The sequence below is a fragment of the Methylophilus sp. Q8 genome, from assembly GCF_000800115.1.
In the GTDB taxonomy this organism is placed as follows: Bacteria; Pseudomonadota; Gammaproteobacteria; order Burkholderiales; family Methylophilaceae; genus Methylophilus.
In genome coordinates, this window is sequence record NZ_JUHE01000001.1 from 1,858,675 (window position 1) to 1,884,094 (window position 25,420).

Annotated in this window: 29 protein-coding genes; 23 read left to right on the top strand and 6 right to left on the bottom strand. The window is 51.9% G+C overall.

The genetic code is table 11. The features are described 5' to 3' along the window. Position 1: 1 nt before the first annotated feature. Both GQ52_RS09040 and GQ52_RS09045 read right to left on the bottom strand, forming a co-directional pair. Positions 2-355: a hypothetical protein gene (locus GQ52_RS09040; RefSeq protein ID WP_019883040.1), complete on the bottom strand. Its 354-nt coding sequence runs from the start codon at positions 353-355 to the stop codon at positions 2-4. Further along, positions 342-1,901, bottom strand: coding sequence for a sensor histidine kinase (locus GQ52_RS09045; protein WP_235273101.1), 1,560 nt, complete (start codon positions 1,899-1,901; stop codon positions 342-344). The genes GQ52_RS09040 and GQ52_RS09045 overlap by 14 nt, the downstream gene beginning before the upstream one ends. A 107-nt stretch (positions 1,902-2,008) precedes the next feature. Between GQ52_RS09045 and GQ52_RS09050 the strand changes: the two genes are divergently transcribed. From GQ52_RS09050 to GQ52_RS09130, 17 genes are all read left to right on the top strand, one after another. Beyond that, positions 2,009-3,805: a methanol/ethanol family PQQ-dependent dehydrogenase gene (locus GQ52_RS09050; protein ID WP_047516965.1), complete on the top strand. Its 1,797-nt coding sequence runs from the start codon at positions 2,009-2,011 to the stop codon at positions 3,803-3,805. Between the two features lie 94 nt (positions 3,806-3,899). After that, positions 3,900-4,742, top strand: a complete 843-nt coding sequence (moxJ, locus tag GQ52_RS09055) for a methanol oxidation system protein MoxJ (RefSeq protein WP_047516966.1) — start codon at positions 3,900-3,902, stop codon at positions 4,740-4,742. Between the two features lie 69 nt (positions 4,743-4,811). After that, positions 4,812-5,387 (top strand): cytochrome c(L), periplasmic, encoded by a 576-nt coding sequence (moxG, locus tag GQ52_RS09060; protein ID WP_047516968.1) that lies wholly within the window; start codon positions 4,812-4,814, stop codon positions 5,385-5,387. Positions 5,388-5,470: 83 nt separating this feature from the next. Next, positions 5,471-5,746 (top strand): methanol dehydrogenase [cytochrome c] subunit, encoded by a 276-nt coding sequence (locus GQ52_RS09065; RefSeq protein ID WP_019883035.1) that lies wholly within the window; start codon positions 5,471-5,473, stop codon positions 5,744-5,746. 129 nt (positions 5,747-5,875) lie between these two features. Then, positions 5,876-6,895 carry a MoxR family ATPase gene (locus GQ52_RS09070; protein WP_047516970.1) on the top strand — a complete coding sequence of 340 codons (1,020 nt, stop codon included), beginning with the start codon at positions 5,876-5,878 and terminating at the stop codon, positions 6,893-6,895. Between the two features lie 66 nt (positions 6,896-6,961). Further along, positions 6,962-7,873 (top strand): DUF58 domain-containing protein, encoded by a 912-nt coding sequence (locus tag GQ52_RS09075; RefSeq protein WP_047516973.1) that lies wholly within the window; start codon positions 6,962-6,964, stop codon positions 7,871-7,873. Further along, entirely contained in the window at positions 7,870-8,799 is a 930-nt protein-coding gene (locus GQ52_RS09080) for a hypothetical protein (protein WP_047516975.1), read from the top strand. The genes GQ52_RS09075 and GQ52_RS09080 overlap by 4 nt, the downstream gene beginning before the upstream one ends. Before the next feature lie 2 nt (positions 8,800-8,801). Further along, positions 8,802-9,836: a VWA domain-containing protein gene (locus GQ52_RS09085; protein ID WP_047516978.1), complete on the top strand. Its 1,035-nt coding sequence runs from the start codon at positions 8,802-8,804 to the stop codon at positions 9,834-9,836. Beyond that, the gene (locus GQ52_RS09090) at positions 9,833-10,435 is read left to right on the top strand and encodes a hypothetical protein (protein WP_047516981.1); all 603 of its coding nucleotides are present in this window, start codon (positions 9,833-9,835) and stop codon (positions 10,433-10,435) included. Before GQ52_RS09085 ends, GQ52_RS09090 begins: the two co-directional genes overlap by 4 nt. Continuing rightward, a complete protein-coding gene (locus GQ52_RS09095) occupies positions 10,435-11,511 on the top strand; it encodes a vWA domain-containing protein (protein ID WP_047516984.1) in 1,077 nt (358 codons plus the stop codon). Before GQ52_RS09090 ends, GQ52_RS09095 begins: the two co-directional genes overlap by 1 nt. Before the next feature lie 101 nt (positions 11,512-11,612). Beyond that, positions 11,613-12,206, top strand: coding sequence for an SRPBCC family protein (locus GQ52_RS09100; RefSeq protein ID WP_047516987.1), 594 nt, complete (start codon positions 11,613-11,615; stop codon positions 12,204-12,206). After that, complete coding sequence (locus GQ52_RS09105) at positions 12,197-12,571, top strand: hypothetical protein (RefSeq protein WP_235273104.1); 375 nt, start codon at positions 12,197-12,199, stop codon at positions 12,569-12,571. The genes GQ52_RS09100 and GQ52_RS09105 overlap by 10 nt, the downstream gene beginning before the upstream one ends. Beyond that, positions 12,568-12,948: a thioredoxin family protein gene (locus tag GQ52_RS09110; RefSeq protein WP_047516993.1), complete on the top strand. Its 381-nt coding sequence runs from the start codon at positions 12,568-12,570 to the stop codon at positions 12,946-12,948. Before GQ52_RS09105 ends, GQ52_RS09110 begins: the two co-directional genes overlap by 4 nt. Positions 12,949-13,082: 134 nt before the next feature. Next, positions 13,083-14,054 (top strand): YncE family protein, encoded by a 972-nt coding sequence (locus tag GQ52_RS09115; RefSeq protein ID WP_047516996.1) that lies wholly within the window; start codon positions 13,083-13,085, stop codon positions 14,052-14,054. A gap of 153 nt (positions 14,055-14,207) precedes the next feature. Beyond that, positions 14,208-15,170: a beta-propeller fold lactonase family protein gene (locus GQ52_RS09120; protein ID WP_200884053.1), complete on the top strand. Its 963-nt coding sequence runs from the start codon at positions 14,208-14,210 to the stop codon at positions 15,168-15,170. Positions 15,171-15,266: 96 nt separating this feature from the next. After that, positions 15,267-16,646, top strand: a complete 1,380-nt coding sequence (locus tag GQ52_RS09125; protein ID WP_047517002.1) for an ATP-binding protein — start codon at positions 15,267-15,269, stop codon at positions 16,644-16,646. Continuing rightward, the gene (locus GQ52_RS09130) at positions 16,643-17,281 is read left to right on the top strand and encodes a response regulator transcription factor (protein ID WP_019883019.1); all 639 of its coding nucleotides are present in this window, start codon (positions 16,643-16,645) and stop codon (positions 17,279-17,281) included. Before GQ52_RS09125 ends, GQ52_RS09130 begins: the two co-directional genes overlap by 4 nt. 6 nt (positions 17,282-17,287) lie before the next feature. Here GQ52_RS09130 and GQ52_RS09135 read toward each other — a convergent pair whose 3' ends face one another. After that, positions 17,288-18,184 carry a LysR substrate-binding domain-containing protein gene (locus tag GQ52_RS09135; protein WP_047517005.1) on the bottom strand — a complete coding sequence of 299 codons (897 nt, stop codon included), beginning with the start codon at positions 18,182-18,184 and terminating at the stop codon, positions 17,288-17,290. Between the two features lie 110 nt (positions 18,185-18,294). Between GQ52_RS09135 and GQ52_RS09140 the strand changes: the two genes are divergently transcribed. The 3 genes from GQ52_RS09140 (at position 18,295) to GQ52_RS09150 (ending at position 20,223) form a co-directional block, all read left to right on the top strand. Then, positions 18,295-18,987 (top strand): type 1 glutamine amidotransferase domain-containing protein, encoded by a 693-nt coding sequence (locus tag GQ52_RS09140; RefSeq protein WP_047517008.1) that lies wholly within the window; start codon positions 18,295-18,297, stop codon positions 18,985-18,987. Further along, positions 18,984-19,277: a DUF1330 domain-containing protein gene (locus tag GQ52_RS09145; protein ID WP_047517011.1), complete on the top strand. Its 294-nt coding sequence runs from the start codon at positions 18,984-18,986 to the stop codon at positions 19,275-19,277. The genes GQ52_RS09140 and GQ52_RS09145 overlap by 4 nt, the downstream gene beginning before the upstream one ends. Before the next feature lie 79 nt (positions 19,278-19,356). Further along, positions 19,357-20,223 (top strand): DMT family transporter, encoded by an 867-nt coding sequence (locus tag GQ52_RS09150; protein ID WP_047517014.1) that lies wholly within the window; start codon positions 19,357-19,359, stop codon positions 20,221-20,223. A 14-nt stretch (positions 20,224-20,237) separates the two neighbouring features. On the opposite strand, the gene GQ52_RS09155 is transcribed toward GQ52_RS09150, so the two are convergent. Beyond that, positions 20,238-21,554 (bottom strand): Y-family DNA polymerase, encoded by a 1,317-nt coding sequence (locus GQ52_RS09155; protein WP_081979334.1) that lies wholly within the window; start codon positions 21,552-21,554, stop codon positions 20,238-20,240. A gap of 133 nt (positions 21,555-21,687) precedes the next feature. On the opposite strand from GQ52_RS09155, the gene pqqA (GQ52_RS14110) reads away from it, so the two are divergent. Then, positions 21,688-21,759 carry a pyrroloquinoline quinone precursor peptide PqqA gene (gene pqqA / locus GQ52_RS14110; RefSeq protein ID WP_081624291.1) on the top strand — a complete coding sequence of 24 codons (72 nt, stop codon included), beginning with the start codon at positions 21,688-21,690 and terminating at the stop codon, positions 21,757-21,759. A 77-nt stretch (positions 21,760-21,836) separates the two neighbouring features. On the opposite strand, the gene GQ52_RS09160 is transcribed toward pqqA (GQ52_RS14110), so the two are convergent. Further along, on the bottom strand, positions 21,837-22,463 hold the full coding sequence (locus GQ52_RS09160) for a LexA family transcriptional regulator (protein WP_047517017.1): 627 nt from the start codon (positions 22,461-22,463) through the stop codon (positions 21,837-21,839). Between the two features lie 104 nt (positions 22,464-22,567). On the opposite strand from GQ52_RS09160, the gene GQ52_RS09165 reads away from it, so the two are divergent. Further along, positions 22,568-23,383 (top strand): sulfite exporter TauE/SafE family protein, encoded by an 816-nt coding sequence (locus GQ52_RS09165; RefSeq protein WP_047517020.1) that lies wholly within the window; start codon positions 22,568-22,570, stop codon positions 23,381-23,383. A gap of 86 nt (positions 23,384-23,469) precedes the next feature. Here GQ52_RS09165 and pqqA (GQ52_RS14315) read toward each other — a convergent pair whose 3' ends face one another. Next, positions 23,470-23,541, bottom strand: a complete 72-nt coding sequence (pqqA, locus tag GQ52_RS14315; protein WP_081624291.1) for a pyrroloquinoline quinone precursor peptide PqqA — start codon at positions 23,539-23,541, stop codon at positions 23,470-23,472. A 240-nt stretch (positions 23,542-23,781) separates the two neighbouring features. Between pqqA (GQ52_RS14315) and GQ52_RS09170 the strand changes: the two genes are divergently transcribed. After that, positions 23,782-25,413: an alpha-D-glucose phosphate-specific phosphoglucomutase gene (locus tag GQ52_RS09170; RefSeq protein WP_047517023.1), complete on the top strand. Its 1,632-nt coding sequence runs from the start codon at positions 23,782-23,784 to the stop codon at positions 25,411-25,413. Positions 25,414-25,420 lie beyond the last annotated feature (7 nt).

Here is a 25,420-nt window from a genome sequence, read left to right on the forward strand (position 1 = left end):
CTTATTTTTTATTGGCAAAGGTGATGTTCACGCATTTGTCGTTGGCAAAGGTGAGCTCGGCAGTATTGAAAAACTTGTTTGGCGCATACTGAATCTTGCCGCGGTAATACCACATCTCAATCTGTTCGCCAGCACCAGGGGCTGCTTGCTGTTGTTGTTGCAAAATCTGGTCTGCGTTGTGTGGTTTCACTGCCATTTCTTTTTTGACCGGTTTGCCTAGTTGCTCTTCTACAAACTGGCGCGACTGGCCACTATAGGCCTGCAAAAAAGGTTGTTCTTCTGTTTGCAGGTCTTTTGCAGACAATGCCAGCGGCATCATCAGTGCAATCAGGCTTAGCCATTTAAGGGGTTGCATAGTCGTTTACTCCCGGGTTTGACAATAAGGATGCAGCAGGGCGCACCTGCTTGTTGGTGTTGAGTGGCAGCAGGCCGGTAATCAGGGTGCCAGCCTGCAAGCCGCTCATGAGTTTGAAGCTGCCTTGCAGTGATTCAATGCGCTCGCGCATGCCGACCAGGCCGACGCCTTCGGTTGCCTGCGTGGTATCCATGCCTTTGCCGTTATCACGGATTTCGATTTGCAGCAGGGCTTTGTCTTGGCGCTTGATGATATGGATATCTATCCACACTTCGCTGGCATGAGCGTGGCGTGCAATATTGGTCAGCGCTTCCTGCACCACGCGAAAAGCAACAATATTGGTGTCTTCGTTCAATGTCTGTTCGCTGGTATCCAGTGTGAGGTGGCAGTCGACGGACGGATTGAGTTTCTTCCAGTCATTGACCAGGCGCTCAACCGCGCCAATCAGGCCTAACGAATCAAGTGCTGGTGGCCGTAGATGCTTAATCAGCGCACGTATGGACTGCTGCACATGCTGGGTATTGGAGGCAATCCTCACTGCAATCACATGGGCCTGATCAGGATTACTTTTTTGCAAGGTCAGTGCGTCCATACGAATCGCCGTCAAATATTGACCCGTTTCGTCATGAATCTCGCTGGCAATATATTTACGCTCCTGCTCTTGCATCTGCATGGCATGACGCGCCAGCACACGGTTTTCTTTCAAGGTGCGTTCAAGGTCAAGTTCCACCAGGCATTGCTCGGTCATGTCGACCAGGTAACCGTGAATTTGTGCCGGTTTGCGCTCTGCTGCCGGCACATAGACAAAGCGCGCGCCCACATAGCAGGGCAGGCCATCTGGTCGCCGGATTTGCAGCTTGTTGAAATTGAGCTCCTGGTGGTATTGCAGTTGCGATACAAAGGTTGGCCAATCAAATGAAAACAGTACGCAGGCGTTTTTGTCATCATTCAGTGGGCGGCAGATGCGGTCAAATGCACGATTGTGCATGCCGATATTGCCATCAATATCCAGCACCACATTACCGGTCAGGTCGCCATCGAACAGCGTTTTATATAGTTGCTGGCTGCTGCTTAATTGGGCTTCTGTGTGTTTTCTGCGCTGGATTTCAGCATGAATTTCCCGCATGCGGCGCTGACTGAACCAGACGCTCAATAGCACAAATACAAACAAGGTGAGCGGGACCTCGTCCAGTTGCGCATATTCATAGGTCAGTAACCAGGCATTGACGCGCTCGGCCAGGTCGAATTCAGATGCACAAACAAACGTCAGTACCACGCCCGTCATCACAATGAGCGTGTCCTGGCTGGCCCGGCTTAATTTGCCGAGTTTGTGTAGAGCAGTAATAACTGGCATAGATCGTTGATAAGAATGCATGACTGAGTGACCAAACGCTGTGAAGCTATATGGCGGTAGCCAACTTGCTCCCGCCTTGTGTGAACCTGCGCCACTATAGACCACATCATGCACCAGCGCCCCGTGAAAGATTCCCGTATATGACCAGTCTGCATGAATGAATTGTTGAAGCAATGATAGGGAATCATTCATCTATTGCCTTTGTTACAAATTATTAACAATTCAGGTCGTGCAGTGCGGCATTCGGGGGGATGTCGCAACACCACGTGAAACTCATTCTTGAGAGATTAGGAGATAGTATGAAAGTAACATCATCTAGCGCCATTCTTGGCGCTTTGGTCGGGGGCTTGTTTGCAAGCTTTTCTGGCCTGGCCATGGCAGATGCAGAGCTGGACAAGCAGGTTAACACACCTGGTGCCTGGCCAATCGCAACTGGTGGCTATTACAGCCAACACAATAGCCCGCTGGCGCAAATCAACAAATCCAACGTAAAAAATGTGAAAGCTGCGTGGTCATTCTCCACCGGTGTACTGAATGGTCACGAAGGTGCGCCATTGGTCATTGGTGACATGATGTACATCCACTCTGCTTTTCCAAACAATACATACGCCCTGAACCTGAACGATCCAGGCAAAATTGTTTGGCAACACAAGCCTAAGCAAGATGCTTCTACTAAAGCAGTGATGTGCTGTGACGTGGTTGACCGCGGTCTGGCATACGGCGCTGGTCAAATTATTAAGAAACAGGCCAATGGTCATTTGCTGGCTTTGGATGCAAAAACCGGTAAAACCAACTGGGAAGTGGAAGTATGTGATCCAAAAGTGGGTTCTACACTGACACAGGCACCTTTCGTGGCTAAAGACACTATCCTGATGGGTTGTTCAGGTGCCGAGCTAGGTGTACGTGGCGCGGTTAACGCCTTTGACCTGAAAACAGGTGAACTGAAATGGCGTGCATTTGCGACCGGTTCTGATGACTCTGTGCGTCTGGCTAAAGACTTCAACAAAGACAATCCACACTACGGTCAATTCGGCCTAGGTACTAAAACCTGGGAAGGCGATGCCTGGAAAATTGGTGGCGGTACAAACTGGGGTTGGTATGCTTATGACCCTAAATTGAACCTGTTCTACTACGGTTCCGGCAACCCGGCACCATGGAACGAAACCATGCGTCCTGGCGACAACAAGTGGACCATGACGATCTGGGGCCGTGACCTGGACACCGGTATGGCTAAATGGGGTTACCAAAAAACGCCACATGATGAGTGGGACTTTGCTGGTGTGAACCAGATGGTGCTGACTGATCAACCAGTCAACGGCAAAGTGACGCCGTTGCTGAGCCACATTGACCGTAACGGTATCTTGTACACGCTGAACCGCGAAAACGGTAGCCTGGTAGTAGCTGAAAAAGTCGACCCAGCTGTAAACGTGTTCAAAAAAGTTGACCTGAAAACAGGTACACCAGTACGTGATCCTGAATTCGCAACGCGTATGGACCACAAAGGTACCAATATTTGTCCATCAGCGATGGGCTTCCACAACCAGGGTGTTGACTCCTACGATCCGGAAAGCCGTACTTTGTACGCAGGTCTGAACCACATTTGTATGGATTGGGAGCCGTTCATGCTGCCATACCGTGCAGGTCAGTTCTTCGTTGGTGCAACACTGGCGATGTACCCTGGTCCTAACGGCCCAACCAAGAAAGAAATGGGTCAGATCCGTGCGTTTGACTTGACCACTGGTAAAGCAAAATGGACCAAGTGGGAGAAATTCGCAGCTTGGGGCGGTACTTTGTATACCAAAGGCGGTTTGGTTTGGTACGCAACGCTTGATGGTTACCTGAAAGCTTTGGATAACAAAGACGGTAAAGAGTTGTGGAACTTCAAAATGCCATCCGGTGGTATCGGATCTCCTATGACTTACTCCTTCAAGGGTAAACAGTACGTTGGCAGCATGTACGGTGTAGGCGGCTGGCCAGGTGTTGGTCTGGTGTTTGACCTGACAGACCCTAGCGCTGGTTTGGGTGCGGTTGGTGCGTTCAAAGAACTGCAAAACCACACACAAATGGGCGGTGGCCTGATGGTGTTTAGCCTGTAATTCATACAGTAAACCTGTTGATGTAGTGTGCAGGATGGCCGTCAGACGCAAGGATGGCCGGTCATCCTGTTCTCTCTAATGGAGAAGAGAACAAATGTTTGCTGAAGTTAAAAAGAATAGTCGTACCTGGTTGAGCGTTTGCTTGTCCTTGACCCTGAGTGTGTTTGCATTGCCCACACTCGCTGCCGAAGCACTGAATATCTGTGCCGGTAAATCCGAATTACCTTTTTCCAATGACCAGAAACAAGGCTTTGAAAACAAGATCGCCGCTGTCATTGGCAAAACACTGAATGTGCCCGTCAATTATTTCTGGTGGACCAACCCGTTAACCCTGCAAAAGGACATGGAAGAAGGCAAATGTGATGTGCTGATAGGCACTGACCCTAACGATCCGCGTGTGCTGGTCACCAAGCCTTATTACCGTTCTTCTTACGTGTTTGTCACCCGTGTAGATCGCGAAATCGACGTCACTTCCTGGGACCATCCTTACCTCAAGGAAAAGAATTTCCGTATCGGCGTCATGCCGGATAGCCCGGGTAAAAACATGTTGCTGCAGATTAACCGCTTTGATGACATGTTTGATTACTTCACCGAGATCCAGAATTTCCAGTCAACACGTAATCGCTATGTGCATGTTGAACCTTCCCGCCTGGTGAATGATGTCGCCAACATGCATCTGCATATGGCCATGCTGTGGGCACCGGAAGCCGCGCGTTATGTACGTGCCTCTGAAGTGCCATTGAACATGGTGATGGTGGAAGACAACGCCAAAAAAACCAATGGTGAAAAAATCCCCATGCATTACGACGTGGTCATGGGTGTGAGCAAAAAACGCCCTGAGTTGGTACAGGCCCTGAATGGCGTCATTGAAAAACACGGGACGGAAATCACCGCCATTCTCAAAGAGGAAGGTATTCCTCTGCTGAACCTTCAGTAAATCACAATCTTGATTAATTAGTTTTTGGAGTTTGAATTGAAAGAATCTCAACAATCTCAATCGCAGGCCATGCCGTTGCGCCGTGTGAAACAACAGCTGGCGATGGCGTTTGGACTCTCCGGCCTGGTCATGGCGACTTTCTTTACCGTGGCGTGCGCCAAGGACGACACCTCTGCGCAAACCCAGGGTGCCAGCAAAACTGAGCCAGCGAAAGTGGTACTGAAGGATGGCCCGGCGATCGAGTTCCGCGGCACGCTGTCCGGCGATGTGCTGGACCTTGCGCCGATGGAAGATGAAACCTTCACGCCTGAAGCCAAGCATTTCATGGCAACCGGCGAAAACCCGTACCGTGGCAATGAGGAAGAAATTAAAAAAGGCTACACCATTTTCTCTACCGCCTGTTCCGGCTGCCATGGTCACCTGGCTGAAGGCAAGTTAGGGCCTGCGCTGGCTGATGATTACTGGACTTACCCTAAAAACGAAACCGACAAAGGCATCTTTGAAACCATTTATGGTGGCGCTGCCGGCATGATGGGGCCACAACAAGGCAGGATGACCGTCGACGAGATTCTGCATGTGATTGCCTGGATCCGGCATCAGGCCGAAGAAAACCTTAAAAACGGTGGCGCTGCGCCACACGGTTAAGCCCATTATCGGATTGTTAGGCTGGTGGGCAATCCGTTAATCGAAAACAATACACCAGCTAATTTATGATTAAGGAGAAAGTGATGAAACACGTATTGGCATTACTGGCTGTTGCCAGTGTGTTTGCGGTGTCAAATCAGGCGCTGGCTTACGACGGTCAAAGTTGTAAAGAGCCAGGAAACTGCTGGGAAGCCAAACCTGGCTATCCGGAAAAAATTGCGGGTTCCAAATATGACCCGAAACATGATCCGGTAGAACTCAACAAGCAAGAGGAATCCATCAAATTGATGGATGCACGCAACGCAAAACGCATTGCGAATGCCAAATCCAGCGGTAATTTCGTGTTTGACGTGAAGTAATCTTAATTCCCCCCTAGGAAACTGGCATCGTTTCCGGTGTCAGTTTCGCCCCCTCAATGCATGTGGCAAACCGGTGTCGATTGTATGCAGTCGACAGTGGCCTGTTTCATTCTGAATCATGGATGGTGTATGGAAAATAAAATTGAATTAGCCGCCTGGCGTGAGCGCGCCCTAGCATTTGAAAAGGCCATTAACACCGTGGTGGTGGGCATGCCGGAGCAAACGCGCGCACTGACCATTGCGATTTTTTCACGTGGGCACGTGTTGCTGGAAGGCGATGTCGGCGTAGGTAAAACCACGCTGTTACGCGCAGCAGCCCAACTATTGGGCGGCGGTTATCAGCGGATAGAAGGCGCCATTGATTTGATGCCTAGCGATTTTCTTTACCATGCTTATATCAATGAGCATGGTCAGGCGGCGGTTAAACCGGGCCCGTTATTACAGCACGATGAAGCCCTGGCGGTATTTTTCTTTAATGAAATCAACCGTGCCCGTCCGCAGGCGCATGCCCTGTTTTTACGCCTGATGGCGGAGCGTTCGGTGAATGCCTTTAACCGCGAATACCGTTTCCCACACCTGACCGTGTTTGCTGACCGCAACCGGCTGGAACGTGAAGAAACCTTTGAAATCCCGGCTGCCGCACGTGATCGCTTCTTGATGGAAATTTCGGTGCAGGCGCCGGATGCGCGTGACCTGCAGCGGGCATTGATGTTTGATACTCGTTTTTATGATGTGGATGCGCTGATTGCGACACTGCCCGCCGGATTAACGCCTTACGACCAGTTAAACCTGGTCGCGGAAACCATACAGAATTCAGTCCGGGCCGAAATCGCATTGCAGGAGTATGCCGTTGATTTATGGCGTGCGCTAAAAGACCCGGTAGCAGCCGGCATTCAGTTACCCGATGTCGATATGTCACGCTTGCTGGCTGGCGGTGCCAGCCCGCGCGGTACCGCCATGCTCATGCGCAGTGCGCGCACGCGTGCCTGGATAGAAGGCCGTGATTATTTAACGCCGGACGATATCCGTGCCGTGTGGCCATTTGTCATGACGCATCGCGTATTCTTCAATGGCGCTTATGCCCTGCAACACGCACGACTGGCGCCACTGTTATTGCAAGCGGTTCTGGACAAGGTGTCTGCCCCTTAAGTCTGGCGGCAGTCTGTTTTTATCTTTATGGCTATCCTGTCAGTACCCACGGCGAATGCTTCCGAGATGAGTCCATCATCGTCGCAGCTTCAGGCTGCGTTTGAGCCAAGCCAGTTTTTTTACAATATGAACTGGCGCTCCAAGTCATACCACGCCGGGGCAACGCTCACTACGCACCATGGCAATGGCAGTGACTTTGCCGGGTTTGCCTCGTTGCTGGCGTGCCCTGACCCGAAACGCATCGATATCCGCGCCAGCGTACGCACTGTACCCAGGCAATGGCTGGTGAGAACCTATCTGGAACGCGCTGCTGTACGGGTCTATGCGATTATCGATGTCTCCAGCTCCATGTTTTTCCAGGGCGAGGCCAATATGCGCCAGCAGGTGACAGAGTTTGTCTCTTCACTGGCCTGGTCTGCCAACCGGCAAGGCGACGCGTTTGGCATGCGCGCGGCGGATGATCACGAACAACTGGCATTGCAAGTATTGCCCAGTTTTCAACCGGGCACAGCGCAGGCCGTGGCACAACAAATCACACGTTACTGGCAGCAGGCAGAAACAATGAATCGTGCTGATGGCCGCAGTGCCAACGCTATCCCGGAAACGCTCATGTCGCTAGGTTCGCAACGCGCGCTGGTTTTCCTGTTGTCTGACTTTTACTGGCCGGATGCCTTGTTGCAACAGACCCTGCAAGCTGGACAGCATCACGATGTGATTCCGGTTGTTCTACGCGACCGTACCGCGACAGCGGGTTTACCCAGCTTTGGCTGGGCACGCCTGCGCGATATGGAAACCGGTGAAGAACGCAGCTGGATGTTGAGGCGTAAGTTGCACCAGCAGATCGCCGACCATGCAAAACAGCAAAAAAAGTCACTCAATGCACGATTTTTAACCGCGGGTACGCGCGCTCCCTTGTGGTTAAACCCAGGCTGGCGAGCAGAAGAAGTGAGTCGTCATTTGATGGAGAGCATGTCATGACTATGGGATTGCATGCAATGCATGGGCAAAAACATAAAAGGTTGTTGAAACTGGTAGGTAGCCTGCTGTGGCTGGCTGTGATGCAATCATCATATGCGAACGATGCTAATTTTAAGCCACGCGCCGAAAGCCATACTCGTGAAGCCGATTACACCCTGGGCAGTATTGCTCGGCAACATATTAAGCTGCATGTGCCGCCAGGCTTTGAACTGGATCCTGCCAGTCTACCAGCGCCAGCACAAAATGAAGCCATAGAACTCAGGAAAGCACACTGGATTAACAGTGACAGCAAAGCTGAACGCCTGATCCAACTCGATATCGACTGGCAGATATTTGTGGCAGGTGACACGGTGAAAACCTTGCCGCTGAAAAACCTGCACCTGCAATTTAAACGCGACCAGCAACGCCTGACGATAGATATACCTGCTGACAAAGTCATTGTTTCCAGTCTGCTGCCAGCGCGTATTGATGCCGAGCACGTCAAACTTTACCCAGATGCGCCATTGCCTGAATGGTCGCGTTCCAAGCAACTGTGGCAACTGGCTGCTTGGTTTCTTCTGTTTGGTTCAGGCCTGGTTTACTTTGCCTGGTATCTGGGCTGGATCCAGTTTCCGCAGGAAAAACGCATGCCGTTCAGGCAGGCGTGGCATGGTATCCGTCGGTTCAAGCAAGACCAAGATGAAACGCGTATGCAGGCCATGCGCCTGATCAGTCGCGCAGTCGATCAATTTGCCGGTTACGCCGTCACCGCAGAAAATTTGCCCAGGCTGCTGGCCAGCCAATCAGCCATCACACCTTATCGCGACAAGTTGCAGGATTTTTACCACAATGTTCAGCAAACTTTTTTTGCCGGTCAACCAGTGACTTTGTCACTGAGTGAGTTGAAACAGCTCGCCAAAACCTTAAGCCAGGTGGAGATTTCCTGAACATGTGGGAAGAAGGCGCGCAAACCGTATTACTGGCTTCAGGCTTTAATGAGCACTGGGGGCTGACGGATTTCTGGCCATTGCTGTTGTTGCCTTTGGCGGTATTGCCATGGGTATTGCGCGGACAAATGAATTTTCCGCATCCGGCATTACAAGGTTTACCCAGGGACCCGCTGTCAGCCTGGCTGGATCGCCTGTGGAAGATGGCATTAAGTCTATTGATACTGGCCTTGAGTCTGGCGCTCACCGGACCTTACCTGAAATCGCAATATGTCGAAAAGATAGGACGTGGTGCGCATGTCATGATCGTGCTGGACCGCAGTGCCAGCATGAATGAGCCATTTGTGAAAAAAGGTGATGATGCACAAGCACGCGTGCCCAAGATGGAAGTCGCCCGCAAGGTCCTTAAAACGCTGGTCGCACAAGGGCATGATGATTTAATGGGCATGGTCACTTTCAGTACTTCCCCAATTCTGGCGGCACCACTGGGCAATGACCGCGAGTTTGTGCAGGCGGCACTGGATGCCACCGAAGCCGGTGGTATGGGCTTTACCGCCGTGGCGCGCGGTTTGGGTATGGCGCTGGATTACTTTGCTGACCAGCCGGTTACCGGCGCACGCGCCATGGTGCTGGTGTCAGATGGCGGGGCGCACCTGGATGGCAAAACCCAGGATATGTTACGCGCCATGTTTATGCGCCAGAAGGCTTCGCTGTACTGGATTTATCTACGCTCCGAGAGTGGCGTCAGCCTTAAGCAAAGCCTGGCAGAAGGCGAAAATATTGATGCCTACCCTGAGTATGCCCTGCATGAATATTTCCAGACCCTGAATGTGCCTTACCGCGTGTATGAAGCTGAAAACCCGCAAGCGGTGATGGCCGCGGTGCGCGATATCTCTACACTGAAAAATAAACCGACCAGATATCTTGAGCCTGTGTCGCGGCAAGATCTAAGCCAGTATGCCTATGGCCTGGCGTGGCTGGCGGCGGTGTGTTTGATGTGTTTGTATGCATTGGAATTGAAACGGTGGCAGGCATGAATAAAAAACTGGCAGGCGTCCTGCGGCGTGGCGTGTTATGGGCGGGGCTATTGATATTAATTTCAGTGGTGATGCTGATCAGGCAAGCGATAGATATCTATCAGGCTGAAGTCTATCGTCGCAGCCTGCAACCGCATGTATTGATTGAAAACACCTTGCTTGGTGCAAACCAGACGCCGCAGGCCTTGTTTGCCAATGCGGTGTTTTATGACAACCAGGTTAAGCCCGAACAGGCATTATCGGAATTTGCCGCTCTGATCAGCAAAGTGCCTGAAGGTGATGCGTTACGCCAACAGGCCTATTTTAATTCCGGCAATATTTACCTGCGCACAGCGATCCGCTTGCTGGAACAGCGCGGCCTGCCTGCCTGGGATGAAGCGGGTCCGCTGGTCGCACTGGCCAAAGAGAGCTACCAAAAAGCCTTGCGCGTAGAGCCTGACTGGTCTGAGGTGAAATACAACTACCACCTGGCCTTACGCCTGGCGCCGACTACGCATGGCATGTCCGGGCCGCAGCAATATGAAGATGAGCAGATCAAGGCAGAAGAAGAGCCAAGTGGCTGGCCAGCCATGCCGGGTAATCCTAGAGGCATGCCCTGATGCAATTGTGGTTTTTAACGGCATGGCGAGCGAGTTTAAACACGTTGGCGGGTGGCTGGTCTGGTGAAGGCTCCAGGCTGCAAGCCTGGCGCAAGGTGTGTTTGATTGTGACGTTTGTATTACTCACCACGATCTTGTTCCGGCCACATCTAATGCTACCCAATCGCGTCTATGACTGGTATTTCGTGGTGGATATCACGCAAAGCATGAATGTGCCTGATTACCAGGTGGCTGGTAAAAGTGTCAGTCGTTTGCAAATAGCCAAGCAAAGTATACGCAAAACCTTATCGGCCTTGCCTTGTGGTTCACGGGTGGCGCTGGGGATGTTTACCGAACGCAATGTGGTGAATGTGGTGGAGCCGGTTGAGGTCTGCGCCCATTTCGCCGCGCTGGACCAAACGGTTGCCAGCATGGACTGGCGCATGGCCTGGGCTGCGGATTCGTTTATCGCACATGGTTTGTACAACGCTCTGGAGCAGGCACCGGAATTAGGCAAGCAGATACGCGTGATGTTTTTCACTGATGGCCAGCAGGCGCCGCCTGCCAATCCTAAATACATGCCCGGCTATGCCGGTAAACCTGGCGATGTGCAGGGATACCTGGTCGGCATGGGCAAGCCAGTCGCCAGCAAAATCCCCAAACTGGATGAAAAGAATGCGGTTTCCGGCTATTGGGAGCAGGAAGAAGTACAGCGATTCGGTAACTTTGGCATGGCTGAGACTTTGTCGGTACTGGCGATGGAGCAGGGCCAGCATGACCGCAATGCCGGTCACGGCCCGGGGACTGATTTGCTGAATAATGCGCACCTCTCGGCACTGGATGAACAGAACCTGCAACGCCTGGCTAACACCACTGGCCTGAATTATGTGCGTTTGGAGCAGTCAGCGCAAAGCAGCAGTTGGGCGACTGGCTTGGGCATGACTGCCTGGCGCTGGGCCGATACCGACCTCAGGCCTTGGCTGGCCGTGCCGGCGATAGTTTGCTGGCTGCTGTACCTGCTGCTGACATTTTCCGGTAGTCGCTGGGTCAAGTGGTTGGCGCGACGCTGGTCTGGCATCAGGCTGCGCAGTCACTAAAAGTTTTAAGTAAACAACAGATTTTAAGTAAACAACAGATTTTAAGTAAACAACAGATTTTAAGTAAACAACACGTTTAGTTTTTTAGAGAAGGAGCAACAATGAAGTGGTCTTTATTACTGATTGGATTAATGAGTGCAAATGCCTGGGCGCATGGCCCGACACCGCAGAAAACCGATGAATCCATTCAGGTAAATTCGGCAGCCGATGCCGTATGGAAGCGTATCAGCGCGCCTTGTGCACTGGCACAATGGCATCCACAAGTGACGGCCTGCGAGGCAGTCAACGACAAGCAGCAAAAAATTACCCTCAAAAACGGCAAGCATTTATTACAGGAAATCGATGAGGTTTCTGCCGCAGACATGACGGTGGCTTATCGCCTGTCGGGCGACATTGACCTGGAAGCGCTACCTGTCAGCTCCTTGAATGGCAAAATCAAGGTGGTGGCCGATGGCAGCAATGCCAAGGTGGTGTGGACAGCACGCTATTACCGCGCCTTTACCGGCAATGAACCGCCAGCCGGGCAGGATGATGAATCAGCCAAAAGTGCGGTCGACAGTTTTGTCAAAGACGGCTTGCAAGGCCTGAAAGACGGTCGCCAGAATGCAGCTGCCAATCAAAGTGCCTGGCGCAAAAAGATATGCGCCAGTGTGCGACCTTTGCTGCAACGCATAGGATCGGCCTTGTGCGCCTGAGCAGCCTGATACTCAGTGCCTGCTTGCTTTGCTGGAGTGTGGCGGCCCGGGCCGCCAGTGAAGCAGATGCGGTTGCCCTGGTTGAAAGTGATGATAGCTTGTGTCTGGCGCATGGTGGCAAGCTGATTTCGCTGCAACTTAATACTGAGGCCTTATCTGAGCACAGCAATGTTGCGCTTGAAGTGTGGGTGGATCGCTGGTTTATGCAAGTGCAAACGGCAGACCATACCCGCCATGTGTTGAGTGCGCAGGTGCCGGTCGCAGAACTCGGCTGTTCGCAAAGCATAGCCGGGCCGCAACACTGGACCCTGAGCGTGATTAAACGCCTGCCAGCAGCAGGCGCCCCTTCCAAGGAAACTCCATGAATGTCAATAATCTTTACCCCATAGACAGCCAAGCCGCGTTTAACCAGCAAGTAACCGCGCATGATTTTATGGTTGTACTGTTTACCGCTAAGTGGTGTGCGCCTTGCCAGACCTTTGCACCGGTATTTGCCGAGGTAGCCGCACAAACGCCCCACATCTTGTTTGCTACGGTAGATATGGATGTGGCCACAGACCTGGCGGCCAATTTTCAGGTTGCACAAGTACCAGCGTTGATGGTGGTACGCGAGCGCGTGGTGATTGACCTGGTCAATGGCGCTATGCACGCCCACGAGCTGAAACATCATCTGCATATGTGGCAAGCGCTGGATATGGCGGCGATTAATGCCCATTTTGCGCAAAGAGTATCTGCTTCCTAGCCTCCCTTCCGTGAAAAAATCCCTGCCAGTTGCAGGATACTGTCTGACGTTTTAAGACAGATAAACACCTATAGTTGAACATCGCTCAAAGACCATACGCGAGGAGAAGTATGTTTTTTCGGAAGGCGTCCAGCATGGCGTCTGCACGCCCATACTTTCAAATATTTGCCGGGTTATGGTTGGCCTGTATGGTTCTGCATGGGCAAGCAGCAGAGCTTGCTTATATCACCAACCAGGGTGATCACACGGTGTCGGTGGTCGATATGCAGCAGCGCACCGTGCTGCATACCCTGGCAGTGGGCAAGTCGCCGGTTGGTGTGGCGGTCGATCAGCAACAGCAAAAAGTGTATGTAAGCAATGTTGAAGGCCACTCATTGTCGGTCATCGATATGCAGCATCAGCAAGTGATACGTACGATTGATTTACCGATTGCGCCAGTCGGGTTGGCCGTGAGTAAAACGGGTGACCGTTTGTATGTGGCTGACTGGTATCACGATACTTTGCTGGTCGTGGCTGCAGATAACGGGCAGGTACTGGCAAACATCCCGGTCGGGCAGGCGCCGGGCGGCCTGCAATTGAGTCTGGATGGTAGCACTTTGTATGTTGCCAATCGCGACAGTGACGATATCAGTGTGATTGATACCCACAGCAACAAAGCGCGTCATCGGGTCAAAGTTGGCAAGCATCCATTTGGCTTGAGTTTAAGTCCAGATGGCCAGCAATTATTTGTGGTGAATGTGTATTCAAATACGGTCAGCGTGATGGATACGCGCACTCAACAGGTACTGGCGACGCTGAATACGGGCGATCACCCGTATTGCGCGACACCGGACCATCACGGGCAACGCTTGTTTGTCAGTAATACGGGTGACGATAGCGTGAGCGTGATTGATCTGGCAACGCGGCAAACCATGCGCAAGATTCGTGTGCCGGGCACGCCGGAAGGTATTGCTTTCGATGCTGAGCACCAGCAGGTGGTGGTGGCCAGCTGGATGGATAACGTTATTGCCATCATCGACAGTGAACGCCTGCTTGTTAAAGCAACGGTTGCCGTCGGTGCGCAGCCGCGGGCGTTTGGTCAGTTTATCGGGAGTAAATCCCGATGAAATCGGGAAGGCTGCCGCTATTGGGTCAGTCGCAGCATGCTTAATATGCAATTATCAATTTAAATGACTTAATTTAATTGATTTGCATAAAGTATATCTCCATGTTCAGGCCAGTTGTTGCAGCAACTGGTCGATTTTTTTGAAGGACACTCTATGCAACAAGCACTGCAACAGCTTCTATTCACAGCGGCTTTGGCCACTACCTCTTTCTCAGCGTTCTCCCAACCTTTCGCGTATGTGCCCAATGAAAAAGATGGCACGGTGTCGGTCATTGATACCAGTACCGATGAGGTGGTTAAGCGCCTGCCAGCCAAGGGCCAGTTCGGTAAAAAAATTCAGGCAGCCGCCGTACACCCTGGCAATCAAAACTTGTATGTCGTCGTGCGCGATAAAAATGCGGTGGCTGTGGTAGATACCCAACAAGGCAAGCAAGTCGCTTTGATCAAGGTCGGCGACGAACCTGAGGGAATAGATATTTCACCGGATGGCAAGCTGCTGGCTGCCTGCCTGGAAGAGGAAAATGCGGTGGCGCTGGTAGATCTGCAGGCCAATAAGGTCAAACACACCATTCATACCCAGGGCAGAAACCCCGAGCACTGTGTATTTTCGCCTGATCAGCAGTGGTTATTGGCGAGCAATGAAGAAAGCAATAATGTGGATGTGATCAATCTGACATCACTCAAATCCGAACATGTGATTGCTGCCACCAAGCATCCGCGCGGCGTGGGCTTCAGCCCGGACGGCAAATGGGCTTATGTCGCCAACGAAGCGGCAAATTTGCTGGAAATTGTATCCACCAGTGACTGGAAGGTGCAAGCCAATATCAAAGTCGGCTTGCGCTCTAATGGTGTCAAGGTCAATGCCGATGGCAGCCGTATTTATGTCAGCAACGGCGGCGACCATAATATCAGCGTGATTGATACTGCCAGCCGTCAGGTGATTGCCACTATCGCGGTGGGGCAACGGCCGTGGAATATGGCACTGACGCCAGATGGCAAAAAACTGTATGTCGCCAATGGCCGTAGTCATAGCGTGTCTGTGATTGATACCCAAACGAATCAGCGGTTAAAGGATATCCCGGTCGGCACCTTGCCTTGGGGTGTGGTGATTCGCTAGTCCGCCTATAATGCGTGGTATCCCTGCATACCAGGGGTATGAATCGGGAAAAATTCCCGATAGTTTTTGGGCGATCGACTTTAAAATCCACACAGCATGATGAAATCTCTCAGTCTTCAGTTCAAACTTAATCTGATTATTACCTTGTTATTGCTCGGCTTATTGCTGACCTGGGCAGTATCCGTGGTGAAGAATGCGCGCGAAGACGTATTGGCTGAGGTGGATTCAAGCACCAATCTGGTGATTCATTTGCTGGATGCGGAAATTGCGCATTACATGACAGATTTTGGCTGGTTGAATAACAGTGAAAATGGTCAAACCAATCTGTTCAGGCTGGATGAGCTGACCAATATCCGCCATTTGAAGGTGGATTTTTTTGATATGAATGGCCGCTTGCGTGAGTCTAACCGCTCGACGCGATTGGAGCATACCGGTGAAGAGCCACCGGCGTGGTTTGTACGCCTGCTGGATATTTCCAGCGTGCTCAATGAACCCAAACGCAAGAATATTATTTTAAACGGGCGCTTTATCGGTGAGCTGGTCATTACACCAGACCCGAGTTTTGAGTTGCGCGAGATTTGGGACGACACCTCTGGTTTGCTGGCGATTGTCGGCCTGTTTGGTCTCAGCGTATTGTTGTTTGTTTATTGGACGGTGCGCGCGACGTTTAAGCCAGTGAAGCAGATTATTCATGGTTTGAACCAGATTGAGCGCGGTGAATATCAAAGCCGCTTGCCTGGGTTTGAGCAGATTGAGCTGAGTGAAATCAGTGACAAGTTCAATAGCATGGCCAGCACGCTGGAGCAAAGCATACGCAATAATCACCGTTTAACGCAGCAGATTATTCATCTGCAGGAAGAAGAGCGTAAAAAGCTGGCGCGTGACCTGCATGACGAAATCGGCCAATACCTGACCGCGGTGCATGTAGATGCCAGTGCGCTGGTGGCGGCGAAAAAGCTCAGTGTGGCACGCGAAAGCGCACAGGCGATTGCGCAGATCACACGGCAAATGATGGTGACTATTCAGGATATCCTGGCGCGTTTGCGCCCGCGCGTGCTGGATGAGCTAGGGTTGAGCCTGGCGTTGGCCGAGTTGATTCATCACTGGCATGATCGTAATCGCGGCATCATGGTAGTGAATGCGATTTCAAATCACCTGAGTCAGCATGATGAATCGGTGTCGGTGACGGTTTACCGTATTTTGCAGGAGTGCCTGACGAATATCAGCAAGCATGCGGCTGCTACCCGCGTGACGATAGAAGTGACGGAAGATGAGCAAGGCTTGTCGTTGATGATAGAGGATGATGGACGTGGGTTTGATACCAGTGTGCAAAGTCGCGGCTATGGCCTGGCAGGTATGCAAGAGCGGGTTGAGGGCTTGATGGGCAGTATGAAAATTAGCAGCGCACCGGGCCAGGGGACGCGCATCGAAGTCCGTTTTCACACAACAGAAGGTTTTCAGGAAGCAGTGACATGACAGTTAAAGTGGTTTTGGTGGATGATCACACCGTGGTGCGTTCAGGGTTGCGTCGCTTGCTTGAGAGCCATAAATCAATTGAGATTGTGGCCGAGGCAGATACCGGGGAATCAGCGTATCAAGTCTATGGCGAGATCTTGCCTGATGTCATGCTGATGGATATTTCCATGCCTGGCATGGGTGGCCTGGAAGCCGCAAAACGTATTTTGCAGCGCTATCCGCAAGCCAGAATCGTGATTTTCTCCATGCACGAGGCGGTATCGTTCGCAGCGCAGGCACTCAAAACCGGCGTGAAAGGGTATGTGACTAAAACCGGTGTGGCGGAAGATCTCGTGCAGGCGGTGCTGGATGTGGCCAAAGGCCGCACGTTTTTAAGCCAGGATGTGGCGCAGAAAGTCGCCTTGCAAACCTTGATTGGCGAAAGCAATCCCTTGCAGCAATTGACGTCACGCGAGTTCGAAGTGTTTCGCCTGTTGGCCGAAGGCAAGCGCGTGGAAGAGGTGGCTGATATGCTCAAAATCAGCCAGAAAACAGTGGCCAATTACTATACCCTGATCAAGCAAAAACTCTCGGTGAACAGCCCCGTAGAAATGGTGCGGCTGGCCATGAAGCATGGCCTGATTGATGCCGCGTAAGCATGGCTAAAGTGTTTGCGCCACGTCTTCAATTAATGACCGCAGCCAGCGATGTGCGGGATCTTGCCGGTATCTGACATGCCAGGCGATATCGACTGGAAAAGTACCCAGGTCGACTGGTGTTGGCAGGATTTTTAAGCGCGTGTCATTTGCCAGGCGGCGGCAAATCTGGATCGGCAGTGTGGTGCAATAATCGGTGACGGAAATCACTTCTGGTACCGACAGAAAATGCGTGACCGACACCGCCACTTCACGTTTCAAACCATGCCGGTCTAATGCCTGAAACAACCCTGCGCGCATGCGTCCTGGCGGCAATACATTCACATGTTTCAGCTGTTCATATTGCGTCTTGGTGATTTCATTGCCAACAGTCGGGTGATCGGCGCGCACCACACAAGCCAGCCTGTCATCCATCAGGTGCTGCACAATCAGGTTGTCTGGCGGGTCGACAAAACGGCCCATGACCAGCGCTGTACTGCCTGAAATCACCCCGGTTTCAGCAAGGTCATTACCGTAAGGAATAATGCGCAGCTTGATGCCAGGGGCCAGTACGCGCAGCTTGGCCACGACTGCCGGAATCAGCACATATTCGACATAACTATTAGGTGCAATGGTGAATAACAAATTGGCACTGGCTGGGTCAAAAGCTTGCTGTTCCAGCACGATTTCATCCAGTTGCCCAATGGCTTCCATGATCACTGGCGCCAATGCCTCCGCTTTCTGTGTCGGTTGCATGCCATAACGTTCGCGGATAAATAATGGATCCTGGAGTATCTCCCGCAGGCGGTTCAATGCATTCGACAATGCTGGCTGCGTGATGCCAAGCCGGTCAGCCGCGCGTGTCACACTGCGCTCTTCCATCAAGGCGATAAATACTCGTAATAGATTCAGGTCGTAGCGCATTTTAATTATTCATATGGTGAATAATTAAAATATACATAATAAATTTCAAAAATGGAATCAAAGCGTTCATGATGGACTCACCTGATCACTTAATCACTAAGGAGCTTTAAATGAACATCCTGATCGTCCTCACCTCGCATGACACCCTGGGTAATACTGGCCTTAAAACTGGTTTCTGGCTCGAAGAGCTGGCTGCGCCTTATTACGCGTTTAAGGCTGCGGGTGCGCAATTGACATTGGCATCGCCTAAAGGCGGCCAGCCGCCGCTGGATCCTAAAAGTAATGATCCCGCTTTTCAAACAGCGGACACCAAACGTTTTGAAGCCGATGCAGAAGCAGGCAAAGCCCTGGCGACGACCGTGCCCTTAAGTTCGGTGTCACATAATGGTTTTGATGCAGTATTTTATCCAGGCGGGCACGGGCCATTGTGGGACCTGGCAGAGGACCGCGACTCCATTAGCTTGATCGAGTCGACATTGCATGCAGGTAAACCTGTCGCGCTGGTTTGTCATGCGCCTGGTGTGTTGCGCCATGCCAAACAGCCAGATGGTCGCCCGCTGGTGGCGGGCAAGAAAGTCACCGGTTTCACCAATACTGAAGAAGAAGCCGTTGGCTTAACCAATGTCGTCCCTTTCCTGGTCGAAGATATGCTGGCCAATCATGGCGGTATTTTTTCAAAAGGCGCTGACTGGCAACCCTATGTGGTCGAGGATGGTTTGTTGATTACCGGGCAAAATCCGGCGTCGTCTGCCTTAGCCGCACAGTCTCTTGTAGAACGTCTGCAAGGTGCGCAAACATCATGAGTGCCTATGTGGTCATGATGCGTGAGCAGACCATGGATCAGGTCGCCATGGATACTTATGCCAGCCTGGCCCCTCTCGCTAGGGAGGGGCATGCGGTCACGCCGCTGGTGAAATATGGCGCGCTCAATATCCTCGAAGGTCCGTCCTTTGAGGGGTGTTTAATCCATCGCTTTCCCACCGTCAAAGCGGCCGAAGCCTGGTATCACAGTCCACAATATCAGCAGGCCGTTAAGCATAGGCACCAGGGCGCACAATATCGGGTGTTTATTGTGGAAGGGATTGACGGCTGAAGCAGACACAGGCTATAAGGATTTGTTGCGGCATTGAAATGCGGCCACTTTAAAAAAATTGAACGGTATATAAAATTAAATGAATCACTTCAAAACCTATTTGATGGCCACCATGGCAGCGATTTTCTGGGGCGCTAATTTCAATCTGGCGCGCCCGGTCATTGCTGAAATGGGGCCTTATGTCGCGGGCGCAAGCCGCTATGTGCTGGCTGCGGCTGTCATGGTCTTGATTGCACAAATGCGAAAAGAGGCGATTCCCGCGCAGCATTGGAAAGCGTATCTGACGCTGGGCGTTGTCGGTGTGTTTGGATTCAACCTGTTTTTCTTTCTGGGCATGGAAACATCTTCTGCCATCAATGGCGCCCTGATCATGGCCTTGAATCCTCTGCTCACTGCTGTGCTGGGCTATGTGATTCTGCGCGACAAGCCAAGCACGCAGCAACTGCTTGCATTCCCGATCGGTATTGCGGGCGTGGCAATCGTGGTGCTGGGGGCGGGCGCGCAACTGAAGATTGCGGTTGGCGATATCTATATCCTGATTGCCTCGCTAAATTGGGCGCTCTATAACGTATTGGTCAAAAAAATGATGCCTAAACAGGTGGGCGGCATCGCCAATACCGCGGGCATCATGACCGTTGGGGCGATGGCGTTGAGCATTGCTGCCATCATGCATGGCGATCATGTTGTGGTGCCGACAATACATGCCGGGGCTGCACTGCTGACGATGTCGCTAGGCGGCGGAGTACTGGCTTATCTGTTCTGGAATGCCAGCATTTCACATCTTGGGCCCTCAAAAGCGGCGATTTTTATGAACCTGGTGCCGGTCACCACCATGGTTATTGCGGCGTTTGAGCATGTACCCCCTAATCATGCGCAGTTGCTTGGCGCCATGCTGGTCATCAGTGCGGTCACTTTTAGCTCGGTGTCTGTATCCAAAACGGCTTAAGGTTTGGCGACTGATTAGTCCACTTTTAATAGCGCGTCCCAACTGGTGGTGTAAGCAGGGCTTTTAAGCGCCTGCTTCATGCGCCAGGGTTGCTGGCGCTGTACCCCTTCGCTCGCCAGTTTGAGGGTGGCTCTGCCCATTTTTTGATTGATAGTGTCCAAGGCATGCATCAAGCGGCCTGCTTTCTCGTGCGAGCCCGTGGACTGGAATAAATCTTGTTGCTGCGCCTCCGCTGTCACCAACTCGCCTAGTGATACACCTGCTTTCATATAGTCATAGCCTGGCCGGTAGATCTGCCGTAACGCCAGCAGGGCTGCCTGTACTAGTTGCAAGGTGTTGTTGGTGGCGATATGGAGCGGCAGGCGCAGGCTGTTATCGTATTGCTGTTGTGCATCGCGAAACGGACTGGTGCGGATATAGACGTAGACACTGCCTGCATATAATCGGCGCTTGCGCAGCTTTTCGCCAGCGCGGGTTGTATATAGCGTGACGGCTTCAGCCAGGCTTTGCAAGTCACGCACAGGACGGCCAAAGCTGCGCGTGCTCAGAATCTGCTGCTGTGGGCCGCGTATTTGTTCTAACTCAAGGCAAGTCGTGCCATTCAATTCGCGTACGGTTTTCTCCATCACCACGTTAAACCGCTGGCGCATGGTCGCCGCATCGCTGACCTTGAGGTCGTAGGCCGTATGAATGTCTGCATCATGCATGTGCTTGCTCAAATTGCGGCCTATGCCCCAAACATTGCCGACGTCGATGTCGCGCAAGGTATCGTCTACCGATGTGATTGGCATGGTGTTGAAGTTACAGACGCCATTCAACGTGATGTGTTGTTTGGCACAATGATTCGCCAGCTTTGCCAGCGTTTTGCTGCTGGCAATGCCTACACACACTGGCAAGCCCGTCGATTGCAGCACTGTTTGCCTGAGTTGCTGTGCATAGGCGGTCAGGTCGCGCCTGGAAAACGCAGTCAAGTCGAGAAATGACTCGTCAATTGAGTATACCTCCTGTGACGGGCTAAACTGCCGCAGCACCGACATCACACGATTGCTCATGTCTGCGTACAAAGCATAATTTGACGAATAGGCAATCACCCCCTCTTGCTCGGCATATTTGCGTACCTTGAACCACGGCGCACCCATGGGGATGTCCAGCGCTTTGGCTTCTGCGCTACGGGAGATAATGCAACCATCGTTATTGCTGAGCACCACCACCGGGCGGTCACGCAGTTTGGGGTTAAACACACGTTCGCAACTGACGTAAAAATTATTCACATCGACAAGCGCCATCGCCCTGATGGCAGGTTGATTCAAGGCTGGCATATTCATTTGCATGAGGGGTGTTTCATGAAATTCCCTAAACGTTGTTCATGATCCGCAATAGCAGGATTGTTGGGGCATGGGCCGATAATACATTCACACGAGCCCGACATGGGGTCGGTTCGGGGAATCAAAAAAGGAGATCATTATGTGGACTAAACCAGCTGCTACTGAAATGCGTTTCGGCTTCGAAGTAACCATGTACGTGATGAACAAATAAGTTCATCTGCGTTCAGGAAACCCGGTTGCCCATGCTCAATAGGCGCCGGGTTTTTTATTGCCCGCAGCACTGTTTTATTACCTGAAGCGCCTGAATGAGCCTATTACTACACCCCAGACTTCAAACTGCATGGGCGCTTGAATCAGGATGGGTGTATAGCGGCCAGACGAGTTTGCCGGCAACAATTTTGGTGTGCCATCTTGTTGTTTGGCCAGCGTTTTAATGGTGAACTCGCCATCTATCATTGCCAGCACAATATCGCCGACCACGGCTGATTTACCTTTATCTACGACCGCCTTATCGCCCGGCATCAAACCGGCCTCTATCATCGACTCACCTTGTATGGTGACAAAAAAAGTGGTGTCGGCCTGGTCAATCAAATATGCGCTAGGATCCAGGCGCTGCTCAACATGGTCATCGGCCGGGGAGGGAAATCCGGCGGGTACCTTGGACGCATAGAGCGGCACTGCCATCGGTTGTGCTGCACTGTCAGGAAACGCGAAAACTTGCGGACTGTCCAGACTCTCCCTGTTTTGCCGTTGTTGCTGTTGTTTGGCATAGACCGCCAGCAAGTCACCAATCGCGGTTTTCTGGCTGACAGGCACGCGCATCACGGTGGTGCTTTCCTGGTATAAACCAGAGCCCGGTTTACGGCCCGCCCCCGCCCGTCTGCCACCTGCTTTTTTCACATATTGATCGCTCATTTGATTATTGTAACAAAAAATATTGCAGGCCAGCGTAAAGAAAAATATGCAAATGGTGCTGAGTCAGCCGTTATACTGTTGCGCTTTCAACGGATGAGTGTCGCATGGACTGGATACAACTTTTTATTGAGCAATATGCGCTGTTTTGCCTGATTGGCGTGGTGGTTGGCGTGTTATCTGGTTTGCTGGGGATAGGCGGCGGCATTGTGTTGGTGCCTATGTTGCATGCCATGCTGGTGGCCAAGGGCTTTTCGGCTGATGCGGCTTTTCATATGGCGCTGGCGACCTCGATGGCCTGCATTGTGTTTACCTCGCTTTCCAGCATTCTGGCGCATCATAAAAACCAGAATATCGTCTGGCCGTATGTCTGGGCCATGGTGCCGATGGCGTTTATTGGCTCTTTGCTGGCAACCCTGGTGGCGATTCACCTTGATGCGTTTTACTTGACGCTGTTTTTTGCCACGTTTACTTTTTTTGCGGCGATCCAGTTATTCCTGGATCGCAAACCCACCCAGCACAAAGTACCGGGCAAGGTGGAAATCAGCCTGGTGTCATTGTTGATCGGTGTGATCTCTGCGCTGGTGTCGATCGGTGGCGGCACGTTGACGGTGCCTTATCTAGCGATGCGTAATGTGTCTGTGAAACAGGCGATTGGTACGTCGGCGGTACTGGGCTTCCCGATTGCATTGGCGAGCACGGTGAGTTATCTGCAAGACGCTGCCCGACAGGCGACACATGCGCCAGATACATTTGGCCTGCTCTATTTGCCCGCTATTATGCTGATTACACCGCTTAGCGTGTTATTTGCCCCGGCAGGCGTGGCGTTGACCAAGCGCTTGCCGGTCAAGGTGTTAAAGCGTATCTTTGCTGTTTTCTTGATGGCAGTGAGTATCAACCTGTTGTGGTCGCAGCTTGCCTAAGCTCACAGCGGCAGACAATAAAAAAACCGCCGTATTCCGGCGGTTTTTTGTTCAGCGCAATCTTGATACTTAAGATTAAGTGCTGATTATTTGTTCATGACGTACATCGTCACTTCAAAGCCAAAACGCATTTCAGTAGCAGCTGGTTTAGTCCACATGATAGTCTCCTTTGGTTGTTTGGTAGTACATCGTGCTTGATGTACTTGTATGACTGTCACTATATGCCGGTGTTTCAAAACCACCCTGAAGTGAATCCGTAAAAGCAGCTCATGATTTTACGTAGTTTGCAGGGACGGGAAATGATAAAAAGTGTGAGGAAATCGTCTGTGTAGCAAAAAAACTGACATGAATCTGTAATACAATCAAAGCAGTCCATTAATAAAAAAGAGTGTGCTTGCATGTCGATTCAAACTGTCGCAACTAATCCCTTTTCTGACCAGAAACCTGGTACTTCCGGCTTGCGTAAAAAAGTACGCGTGTTCCAGCAAGCCCATTACCTGCAAAACTTTGTGCAGAGTATTTTTGATACGCTGGAGATTCCTGCCAATGCGACCTTAACGCTTGGTGGTGACGGCCGTTTCTATAACAAAGAGGCTATCCAGGTCATTCTTAAAATGGCAGCTGCCAACGGTTTTGCCAAGGTGCTGGTCGGCCAGCACGGCATCCTGTCCACCCCGGCTGCGTCCAACATCATCCGTAAATACCAAACTTTTGGTGGCATCATCCTCTCGGCCAGCCACAACCCGGCCGGGCCAGAGGACGACTTCGGGATCAAATACAACACCAGCAATGGCGGCCCGGCACCGGAAAAAATCACCGATGCCATTTTTGCCAATAGCAAACAGATTACACAATACAAACTAATCGATTTACCTGAAGTGGATTTGTCGAGCATAGGCGTGACCACGCTGGATGGCTTTGAGGTCGAGGTGATTGACTCAGTGGCTGATTACGCGGATCTCATGCAAAGCATGTTTGACTTCGCTGCCATCAAGCGCTGGTTGGCGACAGGCCATCGCTTGCAGTTTGATGCCATGCATGCGGTGACCGGGCCGTATGCCAAAGAAATTTTCACTCATCGCTTGGGCGCCTCGACGGATAGCCTGATGAATTGCGAAGTGTCGGAAAACTTTGGTGGAGGTCACCCGGACCCGAACCTGACGTATGCAGAAGACCTGGTCAAAATAGCCTATGGCGAACAAGCGCCAGATTTTGCGGCAGCGTCTGACGGCGATGGCGACCGCAATATGATTCTGGGTAACCATTTTTTTGTCACGCCGTCTGATAGCCTGGCGCTGATTGCAGCGAATGCCAAGCTGATTCCTGCTTACGCCAAAGGCTTGTCTGGCGTGGCGCGCTCCATGCCGACCAGTGGTGCAGTGGATAGGGTGGCCGCCAAACTCGGCATTGCCTGCTACGAAACACCTACCGGCTGGAAATTTTTCGGTAACCTGATGGATGCTGGCCGCGTGACCCTGTGTGGTGAAGAAAGCTTTGGCACCGGTAGCGACCACGTGCGTGAAAAAGATGGTTTGTGGGCGGTGTTATGTTGGCTGAATTTACTGGCTGCGACGGGCGAGAGTGTTGAATCGCTGGTGCGCAAACACTGGCAAGTGTATGGCCGCAATGTCTATTCGCGCCATGATTACGAAGGCGTCCCGACCGAACAGGCCAATGCCGTCATCACTCATATCAAGGCGCAATTTGCCAACCTGCCAGGCCAGGTGTTTGGCCGCTATACCGTGAAAACAGTGGATGATTTTAGCTATACCGATCCGGTTGACGCCTCAGTCAGCACTGGCCAGGGTTTACGTATCCTGTTTGCTTGCGGCTCACGTGTGGTGATTCGTTTGTCTGGCACCGGCACTGAAGGCGCCACTATTCGCGTTTACCTCGAAGCCTTTACTGAGGATGCTGCACAGCAGCAGCTGGATGCACAAGAGGCATTGGCGGAGCTGATCAGCGTATCACACCAGATTTCGCAGTTGCCGCAACTCACCGGCAGACAGCAGCCAACGGTTATTACTTAAGGCCGAA

Excerpts from the sequence above, each read along its gene's own strand:
- moxG (WP_047516968.1), top strand. The coding sequence starts at position 4,812 with ATGCCGTTGCGCCGTGTGAAACAACAGCTGGCGATGGCGTTTGGACTC.
- GQ52_RS09100 (WP_047516987.1), top strand. The coding sequence starts at position 11,613 with ATGAAGTGGTCTTTATTACTGATTGGATTAATGAGTGCAAATGCCTGG.
- GQ52_RS09120 (WP_200884053.1), top strand. The coding sequence starts at position 14,208 with ATGCAACAAGCACTGCAACAGCTTCTATTCACAGCGGCTTTGGCCACT.
- GQ52_RS09070 (WP_047516970.1), top strand. The coding sequence starts at position 5,876 with ATGGAAAATAAAATTGAATTAGCCGCCTGGCGTGAGCGCGCCCTAGCA.
- GQ52_RS09065 (WP_019883035.1), top strand. The coding sequence starts at position 5,471 with ATGAAACACGTATTGGCATTACTGGCTGTTGCCAGTGTGTTTGCGGTG.
- GQ52_RS09085 (WP_047516978.1), top strand. The coding sequence starts at position 8,802 with ATGTGGGAAGAAGGCGCGCAAACCGTATTACTGGCTTCAGGCTTTAAT.
- GQ52_RS09135 (WP_047517005.1), bottom strand. The coding sequence starts at position 18,184 with ATGCGCTACGACCTGAATCTATTACGAGTATTTATCGCCTTGATGGAA.
- GQ52_RS09050 (WP_047516965.1), top strand. The coding sequence starts at position 2,009 with ATGAAAGTAACATCATCTAGCGCCATTCTTGGCGCTTTGGTCGGGGGC.
- GQ52_RS09140 (WP_047517008.1), top strand. The coding sequence starts at position 18,295 with ATGAACATCCTGATCGTCCTCACCTCGCATGACACCCTGGGTAATACT.
- GQ52_RS09160 (WP_047517017.1), bottom strand. The coding sequence starts at position 22,463 with ATGAGCGATCAATATGTGAAAAAAGCAGGTGGCAGACGGGCGGGGGCG.
- GQ52_RS09045 (WP_235273101.1), bottom strand. The coding sequence starts at position 1,901 with ATGAATGATTCCCTATCATTGCTTCAACAATTCATTCATGCAGACTGG.
- GQ52_RS09150 (WP_047517014.1), top strand. The coding sequence starts at position 19,357 with ATGAATCACTTCAAAACCTATTTGATGGCCACCATGGCAGCGATTTTC.
- GQ52_RS09110 (WP_047516993.1), top strand. The coding sequence starts at position 12,568 with ATGAATGTCAATAATCTTTACCCCATAGACAGCCAAGCCGCGTTTAAC.
- GQ52_RS09095 (WP_047516984.1), top strand. The coding sequence starts at position 10,435 with ATGCAATTGTGGTTTTTAACGGCATGGCGAGCGAGTTTAAACACGTTG.
- GQ52_RS09090 (WP_047516981.1), top strand. The coding sequence starts at position 9,833 with ATGAATAAAAAACTGGCAGGCGTCCTGCGGCGTGGCGTGTTATGGGCG.
- GQ52_RS09145 (WP_047517011.1), top strand. The coding sequence starts at position 18,984 with ATGAGTGCCTATGTGGTCATGATGCGTGAGCAGACCATGGATCAGGTC.
- GQ52_RS09075 (WP_047516973.1), top strand. The coding sequence starts at position 6,962 with ATGAGTCCATCATCGTCGCAGCTTCAGGCTGCGTTTGAGCCAAGCCAG.
- GQ52_RS09080 (WP_047516975.1), top strand. The coding sequence starts at position 7,870 with ATGACTATGGGATTGCATGCAATGCATGGGCAAAAACATAAAAGGTTG.
- GQ52_RS09115 (WP_047516996.1), top strand. The coding sequence starts at position 13,083 with ATGGCGTCTGCACGCCCATACTTTCAAATATTTGCCGGGTTATGGTTG.
- moxJ (WP_047516966.1), top strand. The coding sequence starts at position 3,900 with ATGTTTGCTGAAGTTAAAAAGAATAGTCGTACCTGGTTGAGCGTTTGC.
- GQ52_RS09130 (WP_019883019.1), top strand. The coding sequence starts at position 16,643 with ATGACAGTTAAAGTGGTTTTGGTGGATGATCACACCGTGGTGCGTTCA.
- GQ52_RS09155 (WP_081979334.1), bottom strand. The coding sequence starts at position 21,554 with ATGCAAATGAATATGCCAGCCTTGAATCAACCTGCCATCAGGGCGATG.
- GQ52_RS09040 (WP_019883040.1), bottom strand. The coding sequence starts at position 355 with ATGCAACCCCTTAAATGGCTAAGCCTGATTGCACTGATGATGCCGCTG.
- GQ52_RS09170 (WP_047517023.1), top strand. The coding sequence starts at position 23,782 with ATGTCGATTCAAACTGTCGCAACTAATCCCTTTTCTGACCAGAAACCT.
- GQ52_RS09165 (WP_047517020.1), top strand. The coding sequence starts at position 22,568 with ATGGACTGGATACAACTTTTTATTGAGCAATATGCGCTGTTTTGCCTG.
- GQ52_RS09125 (WP_047517002.1), top strand. The coding sequence starts at position 15,267 with ATGATGAAATCTCTCAGTCTTCAGTTCAAACTTAATCTGATTATTACC.